17 protein-coding genes and 1 pseudogene are annotated in these 15,160 nt (G+C 72.6%); 11 read left to right on the forward strand and 7 right to left on the reverse strand.

Annotated elements, in window-relative coordinates; all coding sequences use genetic code 11:
- Nucleotides 1-6: 6 nt before the first annotated feature.
- The 4 genes from KRR39_RS17815 to KRR39_RS17830 all read right to left on the reverse strand — a co-directional run bounded on the left by KRR39_RS17815 (nucleotide 7) and on the right by KRR39_RS17830 (nucleotide 3,083).
- On the reverse strand, nucleotides 7-687 hold the full coding sequence (locus KRR39_RS17815) for a hypothetical protein (protein WP_216938816.1): 681 nt from the start codon (nucleotides 685-687) through the stop codon (nucleotides 7-9).
- A 117-nt stretch (nucleotides 688-804) separates the two neighbouring features.
- Entirely contained in the window at nucleotides 805-1,431 is a 627-nt protein-coding gene (locus KRR39_RS17820; RefSeq protein WP_216938817.1) for a hypothetical protein, read from the reverse strand.
- Nucleotides 1,428-2,432 carry an inorganic phosphate transporter gene (locus tag KRR39_RS17825; RefSeq protein ID WP_254185235.1) on the reverse strand — a complete coding sequence of 335 codons (1,005 nt, stop codon included), beginning with the start codon at nucleotides 2,430-2,432 and terminating at the stop codon, nucleotides 1,428-1,430. Before KRR39_RS17825 ends, KRR39_RS17820 begins: the two co-directional genes overlap by 4 nt.
- Before the next feature lie 183 nt (nucleotides 2,433-2,615).
- Nucleotides 2,616-3,083 (reverse strand): YybH family protein, encoded by a 468-nt coding sequence (locus tag KRR39_RS17830; protein ID WP_216938819.1) that lies wholly within the window; start codon nucleotides 3,081-3,083, stop codon nucleotides 2,616-2,618.
- Between the two features lie 222 nt (nucleotides 3,084-3,305).
- Between KRR39_RS17830 and KRR39_RS17835 the strand changes: the two genes are divergently transcribed.
- From KRR39_RS17835 to KRR39_RS17845, 3 genes are all read left to right on the forward strand, one after another.
- Nucleotides 3,306-5,138 carry a glycoside hydrolase family 15 protein gene (locus KRR39_RS17835; protein WP_216938820.1) on the forward strand — a complete coding sequence of 611 codons (1,833 nt, stop codon included), beginning with the start codon at nucleotides 3,306-3,308 and terminating at the stop codon, nucleotides 5,136-5,138.
- Between the two features lie 77 nt (nucleotides 5,139-5,215).
- Nucleotides 5,216-5,815, forward strand: coding sequence for a dihydrofolate reductase family protein (locus tag KRR39_RS17840; protein ID WP_216938821.1), 600 nt, complete (start codon nucleotides 5,216-5,218; stop codon nucleotides 5,813-5,815).
- Nucleotides 5,816-5,989: 174 nt separating this feature from the next.
- The gene (locus KRR39_RS17845; protein ID WP_216938822.1) at nucleotides 5,990-6,394 is read left to right on the forward strand and encodes a DUF1003 domain-containing protein; all 405 of its coding nucleotides are present in this window, start codon (nucleotides 5,990-5,992) and stop codon (nucleotides 6,392-6,394) included.
- 6 nt (nucleotides 6,395-6,400) lie between these two features.
- On the opposite strand, the gene KRR39_RS17850 is transcribed toward KRR39_RS17845, so the two are convergent.
- The gene (locus tag KRR39_RS17850; protein WP_216938823.1) at nucleotides 6,401-6,742 is read right to left on the reverse strand and encodes a DUF2200 domain-containing protein; all 342 of its coding nucleotides are present in this window, start codon (nucleotides 6,740-6,742) and stop codon (nucleotides 6,401-6,403) included.
- A 135-nt stretch (nucleotides 6,743-6,877) separates the two neighbouring features.
- Between KRR39_RS17850 and KRR39_RS17855 the strand changes: the two genes are divergently transcribed.
- From KRR39_RS17855 to ppsA, 3 genes are all read left to right on the forward strand, one after another.
- A complete protein-coding gene (locus tag KRR39_RS17855; RefSeq protein WP_216938824.1) occupies nucleotides 6,878-7,357 on the forward strand; it encodes a VOC family protein in 480 nt (159 codons plus the stop codon).
- A gap of 117 nt (nucleotides 7,358-7,474) precedes the next feature.
- Nucleotides 7,475-8,320, forward strand: a complete 846-nt coding sequence (locus KRR39_RS17860; RefSeq protein ID WP_216938825.1) for a pyruvate, water dikinase regulatory protein — start codon at nucleotides 7,475-7,477, stop codon at nucleotides 8,318-8,320.
- Between the two features lie 11 nt (nucleotides 8,321-8,331).
- Nucleotides 8,332-10,704: a phosphoenolpyruvate synthase gene (ppsA, locus tag KRR39_RS17865; RefSeq protein ID WP_216938826.1), complete on the forward strand. Its 2,373-nt coding sequence runs from the start codon at nucleotides 8,332-8,334 to the stop codon at nucleotides 10,702-10,704.
- Nucleotides 10,705-10,716: 12 nt separating this feature from the next.
- On the opposite strand, the gene KRR39_RS17870 is transcribed toward ppsA, so the two are convergent.
- Complete coding sequence (locus KRR39_RS17870; protein WP_216938827.1) at nucleotides 10,717-11,106, reverse strand: hypothetical protein; 390 nt, start codon at nucleotides 11,104-11,106, stop codon at nucleotides 10,717-10,719.
- A 229-nt stretch (nucleotides 11,107-11,335) separates the two neighbouring features.
- Between KRR39_RS17870 and KRR39_RS17875 the strand changes: the two genes are divergently transcribed.
- Genes KRR39_RS17875 through KRR39_RS17895 form a run of 5 tightly spaced genes read left to right on the forward strand, consistent with a single transcriptional unit; the run spans nucleotide 11,336 to nucleotide 14,773 of the window.
- Entirely contained in the window at nucleotides 11,336-11,836 is a 501-nt protein-coding gene (locus KRR39_RS17875) for a VOC family protein (RefSeq protein WP_254185236.1), read from the forward strand.
- Between the two features lie 12 nt (nucleotides 11,837-11,848).
- Entirely contained in the window at nucleotides 11,849-12,016 is a 168-nt protein-coding gene (locus KRR39_RS17880; protein WP_216938828.1) for a hypothetical protein, read from the forward strand.
- Nucleotides 12,013-13,386, forward strand: a complete 1,374-nt coding sequence (locus KRR39_RS17885) for a dihydrolipoyl dehydrogenase family protein (RefSeq protein ID WP_216938829.1) — start codon at nucleotides 12,013-12,015, stop codon at nucleotides 13,384-13,386. The genes KRR39_RS17880 and KRR39_RS17885 overlap by 4 nt, the downstream gene beginning before the upstream one ends.
- Nucleotides 13,383-14,141: an SDR family oxidoreductase gene (locus KRR39_RS17890; RefSeq protein WP_216938830.1), complete on the forward strand. Its 759-nt coding sequence runs from the start codon at nucleotides 13,383-13,385 to the stop codon at nucleotides 14,139-14,141. The genes KRR39_RS17885 and KRR39_RS17890 overlap by 4 nt, the downstream gene beginning before the upstream one ends.
- On the forward strand, nucleotides 14,138-14,773 hold the full coding sequence (locus KRR39_RS17895) for a redoxin domain-containing protein (RefSeq protein WP_302053596.1): 636 nt from the start codon (nucleotides 14,138-14,140) through the stop codon (nucleotides 14,771-14,773). The genes KRR39_RS17890 and KRR39_RS17895 overlap by 4 nt, the downstream gene beginning before the upstream one ends.
- A gap of 20 nt (nucleotides 14,774-14,793) precedes the next feature.
- Here KRR39_RS17895 and KRR39_RS26260 read toward each other — a convergent pair.
- Nucleotides 14,794-15,129: pseudogene (locus KRR39_RS26260) on the reverse strand (nuclear transport factor 2 family protein); the annotation flags it as partial.
- Between the last annotated feature and the right edge of the window lie 31 nt (nucleotides 15,130-15,160).

A 15,160-nucleotide genomic window follows, 5' to 3' on the forward strand; every position in this document is an offset into this window, starting at 1 on the left:
CGTCGTTCAGCGGCGGTGGTGGCGCGGCTCCACCATCCGGGCATCCTCCTGGAAGTGCGGGTCCCCCACGAGGTACTGCCCGAGCAGGCTGTCGTGACGGTGCGGCACGGGACGCACCGGTGCCGGGACCACCCGGCCCTCGGCCTTGTCCCAGAACCGGTCGGCAACGGCCCAGAGCCTGCGCGCCACCGGACTGGCCCTCCCCGTGTGAGGGAGGTGCGGGTGCGGCCGGGTGGGAGCACGGGTCTCGGCGTCGAAGACGCGCTGCGCCAGCCCGTCGAGGTCCTCGGGCTCGTCGTACCGGATCAGGTCGTCCACGAGGCGGATCTCGAGCCGGTTGTGCTCCGACAGCTGCCTCTGCACGACGTCCCACAGCCGCGGCCACGGCAGCCTGGCCGCATGGGCCTCGCCGTAGAGCCGCGCCTTGACCAGGGTCAGGGTCTGCTCCAGCGACCGCGCCGCCTCGAGGTACTCCACCGAGAGCAGGGCCCCCGCGGGTGACTGCTTCCGGACGCGGGGCACCAGCACCGCCTCCACGGCGGCGAGGTGACGGCTGGTCGCCGCCAGGAAGGCGTCCGGGGTGTCGCGGGGCCGGCCCGGGCTGGGGGCACGGGCCGCGGCGACCCGCTCCTCGAGCGAGCGGTGCGTCGCCTCGACGGTCATCGCGAGGGAGGCTCCGTGCGTCATGCCACTCACCTTCTTGCCGTGAGAGCCCGACGCCGTGCGGCCGCGTCGGGCCACCTGGTCAGTGTCCCTCTCAGGCGGGGCAGCAACAAGCGTCCGGACCGGACCGCGACACCCGGTTCAGTCGGCTGCGACCGGGTGCCCGTAGGCAACCTGCTCGACGCCCAGGCGCAGCAGCCCGGCCAGGGCGTCGTCCCGTCGAGCCGCGGGCAGCCTCCGGCTGGCGAGGACCGATGCCTCGACGGCGCGTGCCGCGGGGCCGGCCACGAACAGCCGCACCTTCCGGCGGTGCCGGCGCCCGCCGACGGACACCCCGGCCGGGCCGGCGTCCTCGGCCGCGAGCTCGTGGCGGAGGACCAGCGTGGCGACCCCGTGCAGGTGGCTCAGCAGCAACGACGGGCCCCACGACAGCGCCTCCTCGGTGCAGGCGGCTGCGACCCGCGCCGCGGCCAGGAGCTGGTGCCGGGGTTCCACGTCGGCCCGCGCCAGGACGGGCACCCAGGTGGTCAGCCGCTGACGACCGGGGTCCGTCGAGGCGTCGTTGACCAGGCGGGCCAGGAGCGCCAGCACCGGATGGGTGCAGGCCGGGGCGTCGCTCCACGGGAGGTGAGCGGCGGCCGACACCGCTTCCATCAGGCAGGCACCCTCCTCCGGCACGAGGTGCTCCCCGCGGTCCAGCCACGGCTGGGGCAGGGGCCGGGGTGAGCCGTCCACGACGCCTCCCGCGGGGTCGGTCGGGCTGCTCATGGCAGCCGGAGGATGACCTTGAGCACCCAGTACGCCGCAGCCGCCATCAGCCCGGCGGCCGGGAAGGTGAGCACCCAGGCGATGACGATGGAGCGCGCCATGCCCCAGCGGACCGCGGAGATCCGCCGCGTCGCACCGGCGCCCATGATGGCCGAGGTGATCGTGTGGGTCGTCGAGACCGGGGCCTGGAACCCGAACGCGGTGACGTAGAGCACCGACGCCGCCACCGACTCGGACGCGAACCCGCGCGGCGAGTCCAGGTGGATGATGCGCCGGCCCAGGGTCCGCATGATGCGCCACCCACCGGAGTACGTGCCGAGCGAGATGGCGCCCGCCGACGCGGCGATGACCCACACCGGCAACGGGTCCCCCTCGCTCACGTACCCGCCGGTCGCCAGCGCCAGGAAGATGACCCCCATCGTCTTCTGCGCGTCCTGGAGCCCGTGCCCCAGCGCCATCGCGCTCGCCGACACCGTCTGCGAGAGCCGGAACCCGCGGTTCGTCCGGTGCGGGTTCGCGTGCCGGAACCCCCACATGATGCCCAGCATCAGCAGGAACGCCAGGCTGAACCCGACCACCGGGGACAGGAACATCGGGATCACGACCTTGTCGACGAACACCGACCAGTGCACGAGGCTCCCGGACGCGATCGCGGCACCGACCAGCCCGCCGATCAGCGAGTGCGTCGAGGAGGACGGCAGTCCGTAGTACCAGGTGATGAGGTTCCACGCGATGGCACCGAAGAGCGCCCCCATCACGATGACCAGGCCGTGCGCGGGCGAGCCGTTCGGCACGATGGTGTCGGAGACGGTGTGCGCGACCTGCTGGCCGAGGAACGCTCCCACGAAGTTCATCACCGCCGCCAGCACCAACGCGACCCGCGGCGTCAGCGCACGCGTGGACACCGACGTCGCGATCGCGTTCGCCGCGTCGTGGAAGCCGTTGGTGAAGTCGAACACCAGCGCCACGACGACCAGCGCGATGATGATGGCCAGAGTCAAGGAGGTCACCTCGGTCCGCTCGGCCCGACCCTCGACAGGTGACGCGTCCTGCTCCGGCCGAGGCAACGGCGTGCGTGCTCCAGACTTGCACCGGGGCCGGCCCCGGAACATGGCACAGGTGCGTCGTTTCGGTGACCACCCGTCGGTGACCCGCCGTGGGCGCGGACCGGACGGTCGCCCGCCTCACTCCGCGGCGTGCTCCCCCCGGGCGATCTCCGCGAAGAGCTGGGTGCCGACCGGGCGGGTGAGCGGGTCGGCGTGCCGGTGCACCAGCTGCCAGCGACCGCCGTCGCGGCGGAAGACCAGCGTGATGCGCAGCGACCACTCCTGCCGGGGCAGGTCGCCGACCGTCCCGTGCTGCCGCTCGGTGGCGACCAGGACCGCGAGACCGTCCGAGGCGTACGCCGCGTGGACCTCGAGGTGCACCTCTCCCCCGCGGAACGTGCTCGCGGTCCGCTCGACGGCCTGGTCCGACCCGTCGAAGCCATGGCGGGGGTCGCCGCCGTACGGAGGGGTGAGGGTGAAGTCGGGAGCGTGGTCCGCGAGGGCCGCGTAGCGGGGCAGGTCGCCGTCCAGGTAGGCCTGCGCGGCGACGGACCACAGCTCCGTGAGATCGGCGACGTGCTGGTCGGTGCGGTCGTCGGTTGCCATCGTCGGCGCCTCCCGGTCGTGCTGCGACGTACCCCCGGAGCCGCAGTATCGGTCATGCCGGCGCCCGACGACAGCGTCCGCGTCGTCGCTCCGCACCGTCCGTAGTGGCCATTGACGTGCGGCGAGCGCCGGTGGTGGTTTGGACGTCACCGGGAACGCGCTGCACCGCTGCCACCGTCGAGGGACGGTGCCACGCCGCTCCACGACCCGCAGCGAGGAACCATGAGCGCCACACCGATCGCCGACCACGCCCTGCTCTCGGACTGCCACTCCAGCGCCCTGGTCGACACCTCCGGGTCCGTCGAGTGGCTGACCTTCCCGCGCTTCGACAGCCCGTCGGTGATGGCGCGGCTGCTCGACGACCACGCCGGCCACTGGTCGATCCGGCCGGCAGGCGACTTCAGCAGCACCCGGCGCTACCTCGACGGGACGCTGGTGCTCGAGACCACCTTCCACACCCCGTCGGCCACCGTGGTGCTCACCGACGCCCTCGCGATGGGCCCCGACAACGAGGGCCACCGGCTGGGCCGGGACGTCCCGCACCTGCTGCTCCGCACGGTCACCTGCGTGTCCGGAGCCGACGAGCTGGAGGTCTCCTACGCGCCGCGGCCGGAGTACGGGCTGGTCGTGTCGCTGCTGTCCGAGACACCGGGCGGGGTCACCGCGCGCGGCGGCGCGGAGTGGCTGGTGCTCACGACGCCGGTCCCGCTGTCGCTGACCCGCGGCACCGGAGTCGGGAGGACCCGCATCTCCGCCGGCCAGACCCTGTACTTCGCGCTCCACCGGTCCACCCTCGAGGAGACCCCGGCCCACGTCTGGGCGGAGGACGAGATCGCCGCCGTGCTGGACCGCACCGTCGACGCGTGGCGGTCCTGGTCGACCCTGCACCAGTCCTACGAGGGCCCGTGGCAGGACCTGGTGCACGCCAGCGGACGGGTGCTCAAGGCGCTGACCTTCCAGCCCAGCGGGGCCGTGGTCGCGGCGGCCACCACGTCGCTGCCCGAGGGCGTCGGCGGGGAGCGCAACTGGGACTACCGCTACTCCTGGGTGCGCGACGCCAGCCTCACCATGGAGGCGCTCTGGGTCGCGGCCTGCCCGGACGAGGCCGACGACTTCTTCGCGTTCATGGCGACCGCCGCCGCCTCCGGGGTGGGGCCGGACCGGGCGCTGCAGATCATGTTCGGCGTCGGCGGGGAGCACGACCTCAGCGAGCGCAGCCTGCCGCACCTGTCCGGGTGGCGCGACAGCGCGCCGGTCCGGGTCGGCAACGGCGCCTGGGGCCAGCAGCAGCTCGACGTGTACGGCGAGCTGCTGGGTGCCGCGAGCCGGCTGACCGACCAGCTGCACGACCTCGACGCGGACACCCGCCGCTTCCTGTCCGCGCTCGCCGACGCGGCCGCCGTACGGTGGCGGGAACCGGACCAGGGCATCTGGGAGGTGCGCGGCGCCCCCCGGCACTTCCTCCACTCCCGGGTGATGTGCTGGGTCGCGCTGGACCGGGCCGTCGCCCTGGCCGACGTCATCGGCGACCGGTCCCGCGTCGGGGAGTGGCAGCGGGTCCGCGACCAGATCGCCGAGACCGTCGTCCGCGAGGGCTGGAGCGACACCGCCGGAGCCTTCACCCAGTACGTCGGGACCGACGCCCTCGACGCCTCCACGCTGATGCTCCCGATCGTCGGCTTCCTCCCCGCCACGGACCCCCGGGTGCTCGCCACCCTCGACGCGATCGAGGAACGGCTCACCGACGAGCGTGGTCTCGTCTACCGCTACCGGACCGAGGACGGCGTGGACGGTCTCGCCGGCGAGGAGGGCACCTTCCTGCTCTGCACCTTCTGGCTCGCCCAGGCGCTGGCGATGGCCGGCCGGGCCGAGCGGGCCCGTGAGGTGTTCGAGCGGGCCGCCCGCTACGTCAACGACGTCGGGCTGCTCGGCGAGGAGGTGGATCCCGCGACCGGGGAGCTGCTCGGCAACTTCCCGCAGGCCTTCAGCCACATCGGCCTGGTCAACGCGGCCTGGGCGATCGCCGAGGCCGAGCAACGCGTGCCCACCGGGTGAGCGCCGGGTGAGCGCCGGGCGATGAGTCCCGCGGACCCGACCGGTCTGCCCTCGTGAGGGTCACCGGAGGAGGAACCATGGGAAAGATCATCGCGTCCATCACCACGTCGGTCGACGGCTACGTCACCGGCCCGGACGACGGCCCGGAGCTCGGCCTCGGCCGCGGGGGCGAGCGCCTCCACTACTGGGTCATGGGCGGTCCGTGGACCTACGAGGGTGACCACGACTTCGCGATGCACGGCCCGGACAAGGAGTTCTACGACGAGCTCGTCTCGACGCTCGCCTCCGGGGTCGTCGGCCGCGGGATGTACGACGCGGCCCGGGCGTGGGGAGGGACCAACCCGTTCCCCGGGACGCTGTTCGTGCTGACCCACCGCACCGAGGACCAGCCGGCGCCGGAAGCCGGCTTCCGGTTCGTCGACGGCCTCGACACGGCACTCGCCCGGGCGAGCGAGGCGGCCGGGGACGGGGACGTCGCCCTCGGTGGCGGCGCCGACGTCATCCGGCAGGCGCTGGCGGCGGGGAAGGTCGACGAGCTGGTCATCTCGACCGCCCCGGTGATCCTGGGTGCGGGCAAGCGGCTGTTCGACGGGTTCGACCGGGACGTGGACCTCGAGGTGGCCCAGGTCCGCAGCTCGCCGTACGCCACGCACGTGCGCTACACCGTCGCCAAGTAGCCCCGGTGTCGGACGGCACGGAGCGTGCCACCCGCGTAGCCTGCGGCAGGTGGACGCCGCAGCAGTCGTCACCCGGCCGGTCGCCCGACCCGCCGCACGGCGCTCGACCATGCGTCTCGAGCTGGGCTGAGGTCGCACGACCGCCCCGAAGGGGGATGCCCCATATTGGGGTCCATGACCTCCCCAGGCAACCACGCCCCCCGCGTCCACCCGGTGACGGCGGCGATGCTGGCGCAGCGCGCCGAGAGCGTCCAGCTGAAGATCGCTGACGGGATCACCACGTTCGCCGGGTCGATGACGTTCGTCTACATCCACGCGGCCGCCTTCGCCGTCTGGATGCTGGTGTTCGAGCGCAGCCCGTGGCCGACGCTCACCCTGATCGTCTCGCTCGAGGCGATCTTCCTGTCGACGTTCGTGCTGATCGGCCAGAACCGCCAGGCCGCCTTCCAGCAGGCCAAGGCGGACCACGACTTCGTCGAGTCCGAGCTCGAGCTGAAGACGAACACCGAGATCACCCGGCAGATCCACACGCTCACCACCGAGCTGCACCGGCGGGTGGTGACGGAGGGGGCGGGCTGAGCCGGGTTACGCCCGCAGGACCTTGTCCATCGACTTGCCCTTGGCGAGCTCGTCGACCAGCTTGTCCAGGTAGCGGATCTTCTGCATCAGCGGGTCCTCCACGTCCTCGACGCGCACCCCGCACACCACGCCGGTGATCGACGACGCCTGCGGAGGGAGCTGGGCAGCGGCGAAGAAGTCCTCGAAGGTCGTGCCCGTGGCCAGGTGAGCGCCGAGCGCCGGCTGGTCGAAGCCGGTCAGCCACTCGATCACCTGGTCCAGCTCGGCCTGCGTGCGCCCCTTCCGCTCCACCTTCGTCACGTAGTGGGGGTAGACGGACGCGAAGCTGGTGGTGAAGATCCGGCTCATCCTGCTGAGGATAGTGCGTCGGGGAACGCGGACCGATGAGTCTGCTGCCGCGGTCCGGTCCTTCCTTGCACGGGCGTGCCGCCACCGGGGGTGGGCGGTACGCCGCCGACCAGATCGACGCACGAGGAGGACGCGATGGCCAGGGTGTTTCCGTGCCTGTGGTTCGACGGCAACGCGGAGGAGGCGGCCGAGTTCTACGTGACGCTGCTGCCGGACAGCCACGTCGACAAGGTCTGGCGCTCGCCGGCCGAGACGCCGTCCGGGCCGCCGGGGATGGTGCTGACGGTCGACTTCACGGTCGCCGGCGAGCGGTTCCAGGGGCTCAACGGCGGCCCGGACTTCAGGTTCACCGAGGCGGTGTCGTTCGCCATCGAGTGCGACGACCAGGCCGAGGTGGACCGGCTGTGGGCCGCGCTCACCGCGAGCGGCGGCGAGCCGGGACCGTGCGGCTGGCTCAAGGACCGGTTCGGGCTGTCCTGGCAGATCGTCCCCCGCCGGCTGAACGAGCTGCTCGACGACCCCGACCCCCAGCGTGCTCGCCGGGCGATGGAGGCGATGCTGAAGATGGGCAAGATCGACGTCGCCGAGCTGGAGAACGCCGCCGCCGCGGCCTGACCCGGACTCCTCGACGGCCTCCTCCACGGCGCCCGGAGCCAAGTCGGCGCGACCATCCACTAGCGTTCGACCTGCGACCGGACGGTCGAGCCCGGCCGGGCGCGAGGAGGAGGGCCCATGGTGGACGCGGACACCTCGAGCGCAGCTGTGCCGGTGTTCTTCCTCTCCGACAGCACCGGCATCAGCGCGGAGACGATGGGCAACGCGCTGCTGATCCAGTTCCCGGGTCGCCGGTTCGAGCGCACGCTGGTGCCGTTCATCTCCTCGGTGGCCGAGGCTCGTGAGGTGGTCGCCCGGCTCGACGCCGTGCTGGACACCGGCGGACCCACCCCGCTCGTGTTCACCACCGCCGCCGACGACGACGTACGCCGGGAGCTGCGCCGCACCCGGTGCCCGATGATCGACTTCTTCGACCTGCACATGGAGCACGTCGAAGCCGTGCTGGGCGCACGCGGTGCGCACGCAGCGGCCCGGTTGCACGGTGTCGGCGACGTGAAGCGCTACAACAGCCGCATGCAGGCGATCGAGTACGCCATCGAGCACGACGACGGGCAGAGCCTGCGCGCGCTGGAGAAGGCCGACGTCGTCCTGCTCGCCCCGTCCCGGTGCGGGAAGACCCCGACCTCGATGTACCTCGCCCTCCAGCACGGCATGTTCGTGGCCAACTACCCCCTGGTCGACGAGGACTTCACGAGCACGCACGAGCTTCCGCGGCCGGTCGCCGAGCTCGGCCACCTGTGCTTCGGGCTGGTCACCTCGCCCTCCCGGTTGTCCGCCGTCCGCAACGAGCGTCGCCCCGGGTCCCGGTACGCCTCCATCGAGCAGTGCACCTTCGAGCTGCGACGGGCCCGGGCCCTGTACGAGGCGAACGACCTCCCGGTCATCGACTCCTCGACCAAGTCGGTCGAGGAGATGTCCACCATCATCTTGCAGACGCTCAGGAAGAACCGACCGATCGCTTGAGGAGCCCGTCCATGACTGACAACGTCCGATGGTTCGACCAGATCAGCCTCCAGGACCTGGAGCAGGTCGGCGGCAAGAACGCCTCCCTCGGCGAGATGGTCGGGAACCTGTCGTCGCTGGGCGTGCGGGTGCCCGACGGGTTCGCCACCACGGCCGACGCGTTCCGGCGCTTCATCGGCGAGACCGGCCTGGCCGAGCGGATCAGCTCGGACCTGGCCGGCCTCGACACCGACGACGTACGACGGCTGGCCGAGGTCGGTCGGTCGATCCGCGAGGCCGTGGCGGCCCAGCCGTTCCCGCCCGACCTCGAGGAGGACATCCGCTCGGCCTACGAGAAGCTGTCGTCGGGCGACGCGGAGCGTTCGTTCGCCGTGCGTTCGTCGGCGACCGCGGAGGACCTGCCCGACGCCTCGTTCGCCGGGCAGCAGGAGACGTTCCTGAACGTGCGCGGCATCGACGCGGTCCTGCACGCGATCCGCGAGGTCTTCGCCTCGCTCTACAACGACCGGGCGATCGCCTACCGGGTGCACCACGAGTTCGACCACGACGCCGTGGCACTCTCGGCGGGCGTCCAGCAGATGGTGCGCTCTGACGTCGGTGCGTCCGGGGTGATGTTCACGATGGACACCGAGTCGGGCTTCACCGACGCGGTGTTCGTGACCTCGTCGTACGGCCTCGGCGAAGCGGTCGTGCAGGGCGCGGTGAACCCCGACGAGTTCTACGTCTACAAGCCCGCGCTGCGCGCCGGCCGACCCGCGATCCTCAAGCGCGGCGTCGGGTCGAAGACCACCAAGATGGTCTACACCGACGACCCGGCGGTCGGCCGCACGACGGAGTTCGTGGACACCGAGGAGGCCGAGCGCCCGCTGCTCAGCCTCACCGACGACGAGGTCGAGGAGCTGGCCCGCCACGCTCTGACGATCGAGGAGCACTACGGCCGGCCGATGGACATCGAGTGGGGCAAGGACGGCCTCGACGGCCTGCTCTACGTGCTGCAGGCCCGGCCCGAGACCGTGCAGTCGCGGGTGACCGGCGCCCAGCAGCGGTACCGGATGGACGCCACCGGCGACGTCGTCGTCGAGGGCCGGGCCATCGGCCAGCGGATCGGCGCCGGCGCGGTGCGGGTGCTGCGGACGGTCGAGCAGATGCACGAGTTCGTCCCCGGCGAGGTGCTGGTCGCGGACATGACGGACCCCGACTGGGAGCCCATCATGAAGCGCGCGTCCGCCATCGTCACGAACCGCGGCGGCCGCACCTGCCACGCCGCCATCATCGCCCGCGAGCTCGGCATCCCGGCGGTCGTCGGCACCGGCACCGCGACCAAGGTGCTCGAGGACGGACGCCCGGTGACGGTGTCCTGCGCCGAGGGCGACACCGGCCTCGTGTACGACGGCGAGCTCGCGTTCACCGTCACCGAGACCGAGCTCGAGCAGATGCCCGAGATCGCCACGAAGATCATGATGAACGTCGGCACGCCCGAGCAGGCCTTCGCCTTCTCGCGGCTGCCGAACGCCGGCGTCGGCCTGGCCCGCCTGGAGTTCATCATCAACCGCCAGATCGGGATCCACCCCAAGGCACTCCTCGAGCTGGAGACCCTGGACGGTCCGCTGCGCGACCAGATCACCGAGACGATCGCGGCCTACCCCGGCCCCCGCGAGTTCTTCGTGCAGCGGGTGGCCGAGGGCGTCTCGATGATCGCGGCGGCCTTCGCGCCGAACCCGGTGATCGTCCGGATGAGCGACTTCAAGTCCAACGAGTACGCGAACCTCACCGGCGGCGAGCTCTACGAGCCGCACGAGGAGAACCCGATGATCGGCTACCGCGGCGCGTCGCGGTACCTCTCGCCCGACTTCGTGGACTGCTTCGCGATGGAGGCCGAGGCGCTCAGGTACGTCCGCGACACGATGGGCCTGACCAACGTCAAGATCATGATCCCGTTCGTCCGCACCCTCGCCGAGGCCGAGGGCGTCATCGACCTGCTCGCCCGGCACGGGCTGCGCCGCGGCGAGAACGACCTGCAGGTGATCATGATGTGCGAGGTGCCCTCGAACGCCATCCTCGCGGACCAGTTCCTCGAGCACTTCGACGGGTTCTCGATCGGCTCGAACGACATGACCCAGCTGACCCTCGGCCTGGACCGGGACTCCGCCCTGGTCGCCGCCTCCTTCGACGAACGCGACCCCGCCGTCTCGTTCATGCTCGAACGGGCCATCCGCGCCTGCCGTGCGGCCGGGAAGTACGTCGGCATCTGCGGGCAGGGGCCGAGCGACCACCCCGACATGGCTCAGTGGCTGCTCGACCAGGGCATCGAGTCGATGTCCCTCAACCCGGACACGGTGGTGGACACCTGGCTCCGTCTCGCCAAGAGCACGACCCCGGCCTGAGCGGTCCGGCGGTCAGGGGTTGCGGGTCGCGCGGATGGTCGGGCTGGTGTCGGCCTTGCAGCCGATGACGTGCCGGACCCGGGCGTAGAACCTGCCCTCGGTCCCGGTGTTCCCGGTCGACCACCGGTAGACGCCGCCCTCGAGGGACGCGGTGTCCGTGGCGAACCGCACGTCGTCCCCGCCGCCACGAGCGCCCTTCTGCCGGACCACGACGACCACCCGGTCGGCCGCACACCTCTTCGGGCGAGGGCTCGTCACGACGCCGGACAGGTCGGTGCCCTCCGCCTGGATGGTGACCGTCGTGCTCGCGTCGCCCGGTGCGCCGGCGGCGGAGGCACCGGTGCCCAGACCCGCCGCGACGGCGATCGCCAGGACCGGGACGGTCAGCAGCGTGCCTCTCATGACCCACCTCCACGGACGGTGTCGTCGGTCGGACCACTCCCGCGAGCGTAGGTCGCCGGACCTGCCGCCAGAAGGCCCCGACCGGACCATTGCGCCCCACCCGGTGGGGGGTCGGCCCGGCCGGGCGAGGCGGCCCGGGGACGCCTTGACGACGCTCAGGTCCGCGGCGCACCGTGGAGGGACCGACGCACCACGGGCAGCCACGACGCCGTCGAGCGAGGAGGCACAGATGAGCAGCGTCGACACCAGCACCGAGACCGCGACCGCCAGCCCCCCGGTGAAGCCCGGCGAGATGCGGCTCGAGGTGGTGCTCGTGGCGGTCTCGGACGTCGACCGGGCGAAGCGCTTCTACGAGGGCCTGGGCTGGCGCCTCGACGCGGACCTCGTCGTCGACGACGGCTACCGGGTGGTCCAGCTGACGCCCCCCGGGTCCGCCTGCTCGATCATCTTCGGCACGGGGGTCACGACGGCCCCACCGGGCTCGGCGGAGGGGCTGCAGCTCTCGGTCTACGACATCGACGAGGCCCGCGAGGACCTCCTCGCGCGGGGGGTCGAGGTCAGCGAGCCGTTCCACGACGTGACCGGCATCTTCCACCACGCCGGCACCGAGGGACGCCTCGACGGTGCCGCGCCGGAACGCGCGGACTACGGCTCGTTCGCGTCGTTCACCGATCCCGACGGCAACGGCTGGCTGCTCCAGGAGATCAAGACCCGGTTGCCGGGCCGCTGAGGGGAGACGCACATGGGCACGACCTACGAGTCCGTGAGCGACCTCGCGCAGGCCCTGCGGCGGGCTGCCGAGGCGCACGGGCAGCACGAGGAACGGACCGGCGAGGCCGACCCGGACTGGCCGGACTGGTACGCGCTGTACATGGTCCGGGAGCGCGCCGACGAGGAGCTCCCGACATGACCAGCGACTACGACGTGATCGTGCTCGGCGGCGGCTCGCCGGGCGAGCACTGTGCCGGAGCCCTCGCCGAGGGCGGTCTGCGGGTGGCCGTCGTGGAGCGCGAGCGGGTGGGCGGGGAGTGCTCCTACTGGGCCTGCATCCCGTCGAAGACGCTGCTGCGGCCGGGCGAGGCGGTCCACGGGGCGAACGAGGCCGCCGCCACCGCCCGGGTCGACGTGCAGGCGGTCCTGGCCTGGCGCGACTTCATGGTCTCGGACTACTCCGACGCCGGGCAGGAGCGCTGGCTGGCGGACCAGGGCATCGACCTGCTGCGCGGCACCGGCCGGCTGGCCGGCCCGGGCGTCGTCGAGGTCGACGGCGCGCGCCGCACCGCCGACCACGTGGTGCTCGCGAACGGCGCCGACCCGGTGGTGCCGCCGGTGCCCGGCCTGCGCGAGCTCCCGGGCGTCTGGACGAGCCGCGAGGCGACGTCCATGCGGGCCGTCCCGCGCCGGCTGCTGATCATGGGTGGCGGGCCGGTCGGGGTCGAGATGGCGCAGGCGGTGCGCCGGCTCGGGGGCGAGGTCGTGCTGGTCGACATGGCCGCGCACCTGCTCGCCCGGGAGCCGGCTCCGCTCGGCGAGGCGCTGGGCGAGGTCCTGCTCCGCGAAGGCGTCGAGCTCGCCCTGTCCGCCGGCGTGACCGCCGTACGACGCGACGGCGAGGACTACGTCGCGACGCTCGACGACGGGCGGGAGCTGCGCGGCGACCGGCTGCTGGTCGCCACCGGCCGGCGCCCGCGGGTCGACGGGCTCGGCCTCGAGACCGTCGGCGTCGAACCGGACGTGCACGGGGTCCCGGTCGACGCGCACCTGCGCGCGGCGGAGAACCTGTGGGCGATCGGCGACGTCACAGGCCTGTGGCCGCTCACGCACGTCGGGAAGTACCAGGGCGAGGTGGTCGCCGCCAACATCCTCGGGGAGGCACGACGGGCCAACTACGAGGCCGTGCCTCGTGTGACCTACACCGACCCACAGGCCGCGGCGGTGGGCGCCGCGCAGGACCGCTTCAGCGCCACGGCGCTCTTGTCCGAGGTGGCCAAGACCGCCACCTACACACGCGCCTACGCAGAGAGCAACGGCTTCCTGACCCTGCTGAGCGACGGTCGGCGGCTGACCGGCGCCTACGCGCTCGGCCCGGAGGCGGGCGAGTGGCTGCAGCAGGCCACGGTCGCCATTCGCGCACACGTCCCGCTCGACCTCCTGCGCGACACGATCCAGCCGTTCCCGACGTTCTCCGAGATCTACGTCGCCGCGCTGAAGTCGCTCGGCGCCGAGGTCGCGGCGGGCTACCAGACGGTCGGCGCGGCACCACCGGAGGCGGGACCGTGACCACCGAGAGGGTCCCGGCACCCGGACGCGAGCCGGACCTGCTGGGCCAGACCGTCGTGGTGATCGGCGGCAGCGCGGGGATCGGCCTGGAGACCGCGAGACGGGCCCGGGCCGAGGGAGCCGACGTCATCCTGACCGGCCGCGACGGCGAGCGGCTGCGGCGCGCCGCGACCGACCTCGACGCGCTGGGCACCGCGACGTTCGACGCGCACGACATGGCCGCCCTCGAAGGGTTCTTCGCGGGCCTCGAGGCTCCGATCGACCACGTGATGGTGACCGCCGGGCGGCCCTACTACGCACCGCTGGCCGAGATGGACTTCGACGAGGCACGCCGGGCCCTGTCCGAGCACCCGATGGTGATGCTCGGGGCGGCGCGGTACGCCGGACCCCGGGTGCGTCCGGGAGGCACGCTGCTGTTCATGGGCGGCACCGGTGCCCGCCGCACGGGCGTCGGTCTCGGGATCATCTCGGCGACGACCGCGGCCCTGCCGGCGCTGACCGCCAACCTGGCGCTGGAGATCGCGCCGGTCCGCGTGAACCTGATCGCCGCCGGCTTCGTCGACACACCGCTGTCGGCGTCGCTGCTCGCCGACCAGCTCGAGGCCCGCCGCGACCAGCTGCGCAGCACCCTGCCGATCGGGCGCGTGGTCGGTCCGGCCGACGTGGCGGCGCTGGCGGTCCACCTCATGACCAACACCGCCCTGACCGGGGCGACGTACGACATCGACGGCGGCCAGCAGCTCGTCCCCGGCTGACCAGCCGCGGTGGACCATCGACCGAAGGGCCTCCACCATGCGCTCCGACATCGTCCCGGGCGGCACGTTCCCCGACTACGAGCTGCCCGACCACACGAACGTCCCCAGGAGGCTCAGCGAGCTCCAGGGGGGGCGACCCGGTCGTGCTCACCCTCGCCCGCGGCCACTACTGCCCCAAGGAGCACCAGCAGCACCTCGAGCTCGCCGCGTTCTACCCGAGGATCGCGGTGGCCTACACGCAGGTGGCGACCATCGCGACCGACGAGCACCACGAGCTCCAGGAGTTCCGCGCCTCGGTCGGCGCGCAGTGGACGTTCCTCTCCGACCCCGGACGCACCGTCCAGCGGGACCTCGACATCGCGGAGTACACCGACCCCGACCACGACCCGATGATCCCGCACACCCTCGTCCTGAAGCCCGGGCTCGTGGTGCACAGCATCTACAACGGCTACTGGTTCTGGGGTCGCCCCTCGGTCACGGACCTCTGGCACGACCTGCGGGAGGTCACCCGGGAGATCCGTCCCGACTGGGACCTCAGCACCCCCGGGCTCCGGGACGCCTGGGACGCCGGGGACCTCTCCCGCTTCCACGGCTGGGACCGGCGGGCCGCCGCCGGTGCGGGCCGCTCCTGACGTCGCCGCCCGACCCGGCGCTAGTCCGTCCCCGGTCCCTCCGGCGCGGTGTCGCCGTACGCCCGGACCTCCGCGATCCTGCCGGTGCGGCCCACGCTGAAGACGCCGAGCGCCGCCTGACGCAGCGGCTGCGAGACGTCCCGGCGCACGACGTTGTGCTCCAGGGCGCACACGCGGCCGTCGTCGACGAGTGCACAGGGCTCCACGGGGACGCCGCCGGCGGGGAACAGCCCCGCGTAGTAGGCGCTCAGGGCGTCCGGACCGCGGTGCACGTGCCGGCCCGACGGGTCGTGGGCACAGCCGTCCGGTTCGAAGGCGGCCACGACCCCCTCGACGTCTCCGGCCGCGAACGCCCCCCAGGTACGTCGCCACGGCGTCCGGGACGGG

This window comes from Nocardioides panacis (assembly GCF_019039255.1).
Lineage (GTDB): Bacteria > Actinomycetota > Actinomycetes > Propionibacteriales > Nocardioidaceae > Nocardioides_B > Nocardioides_B panacis.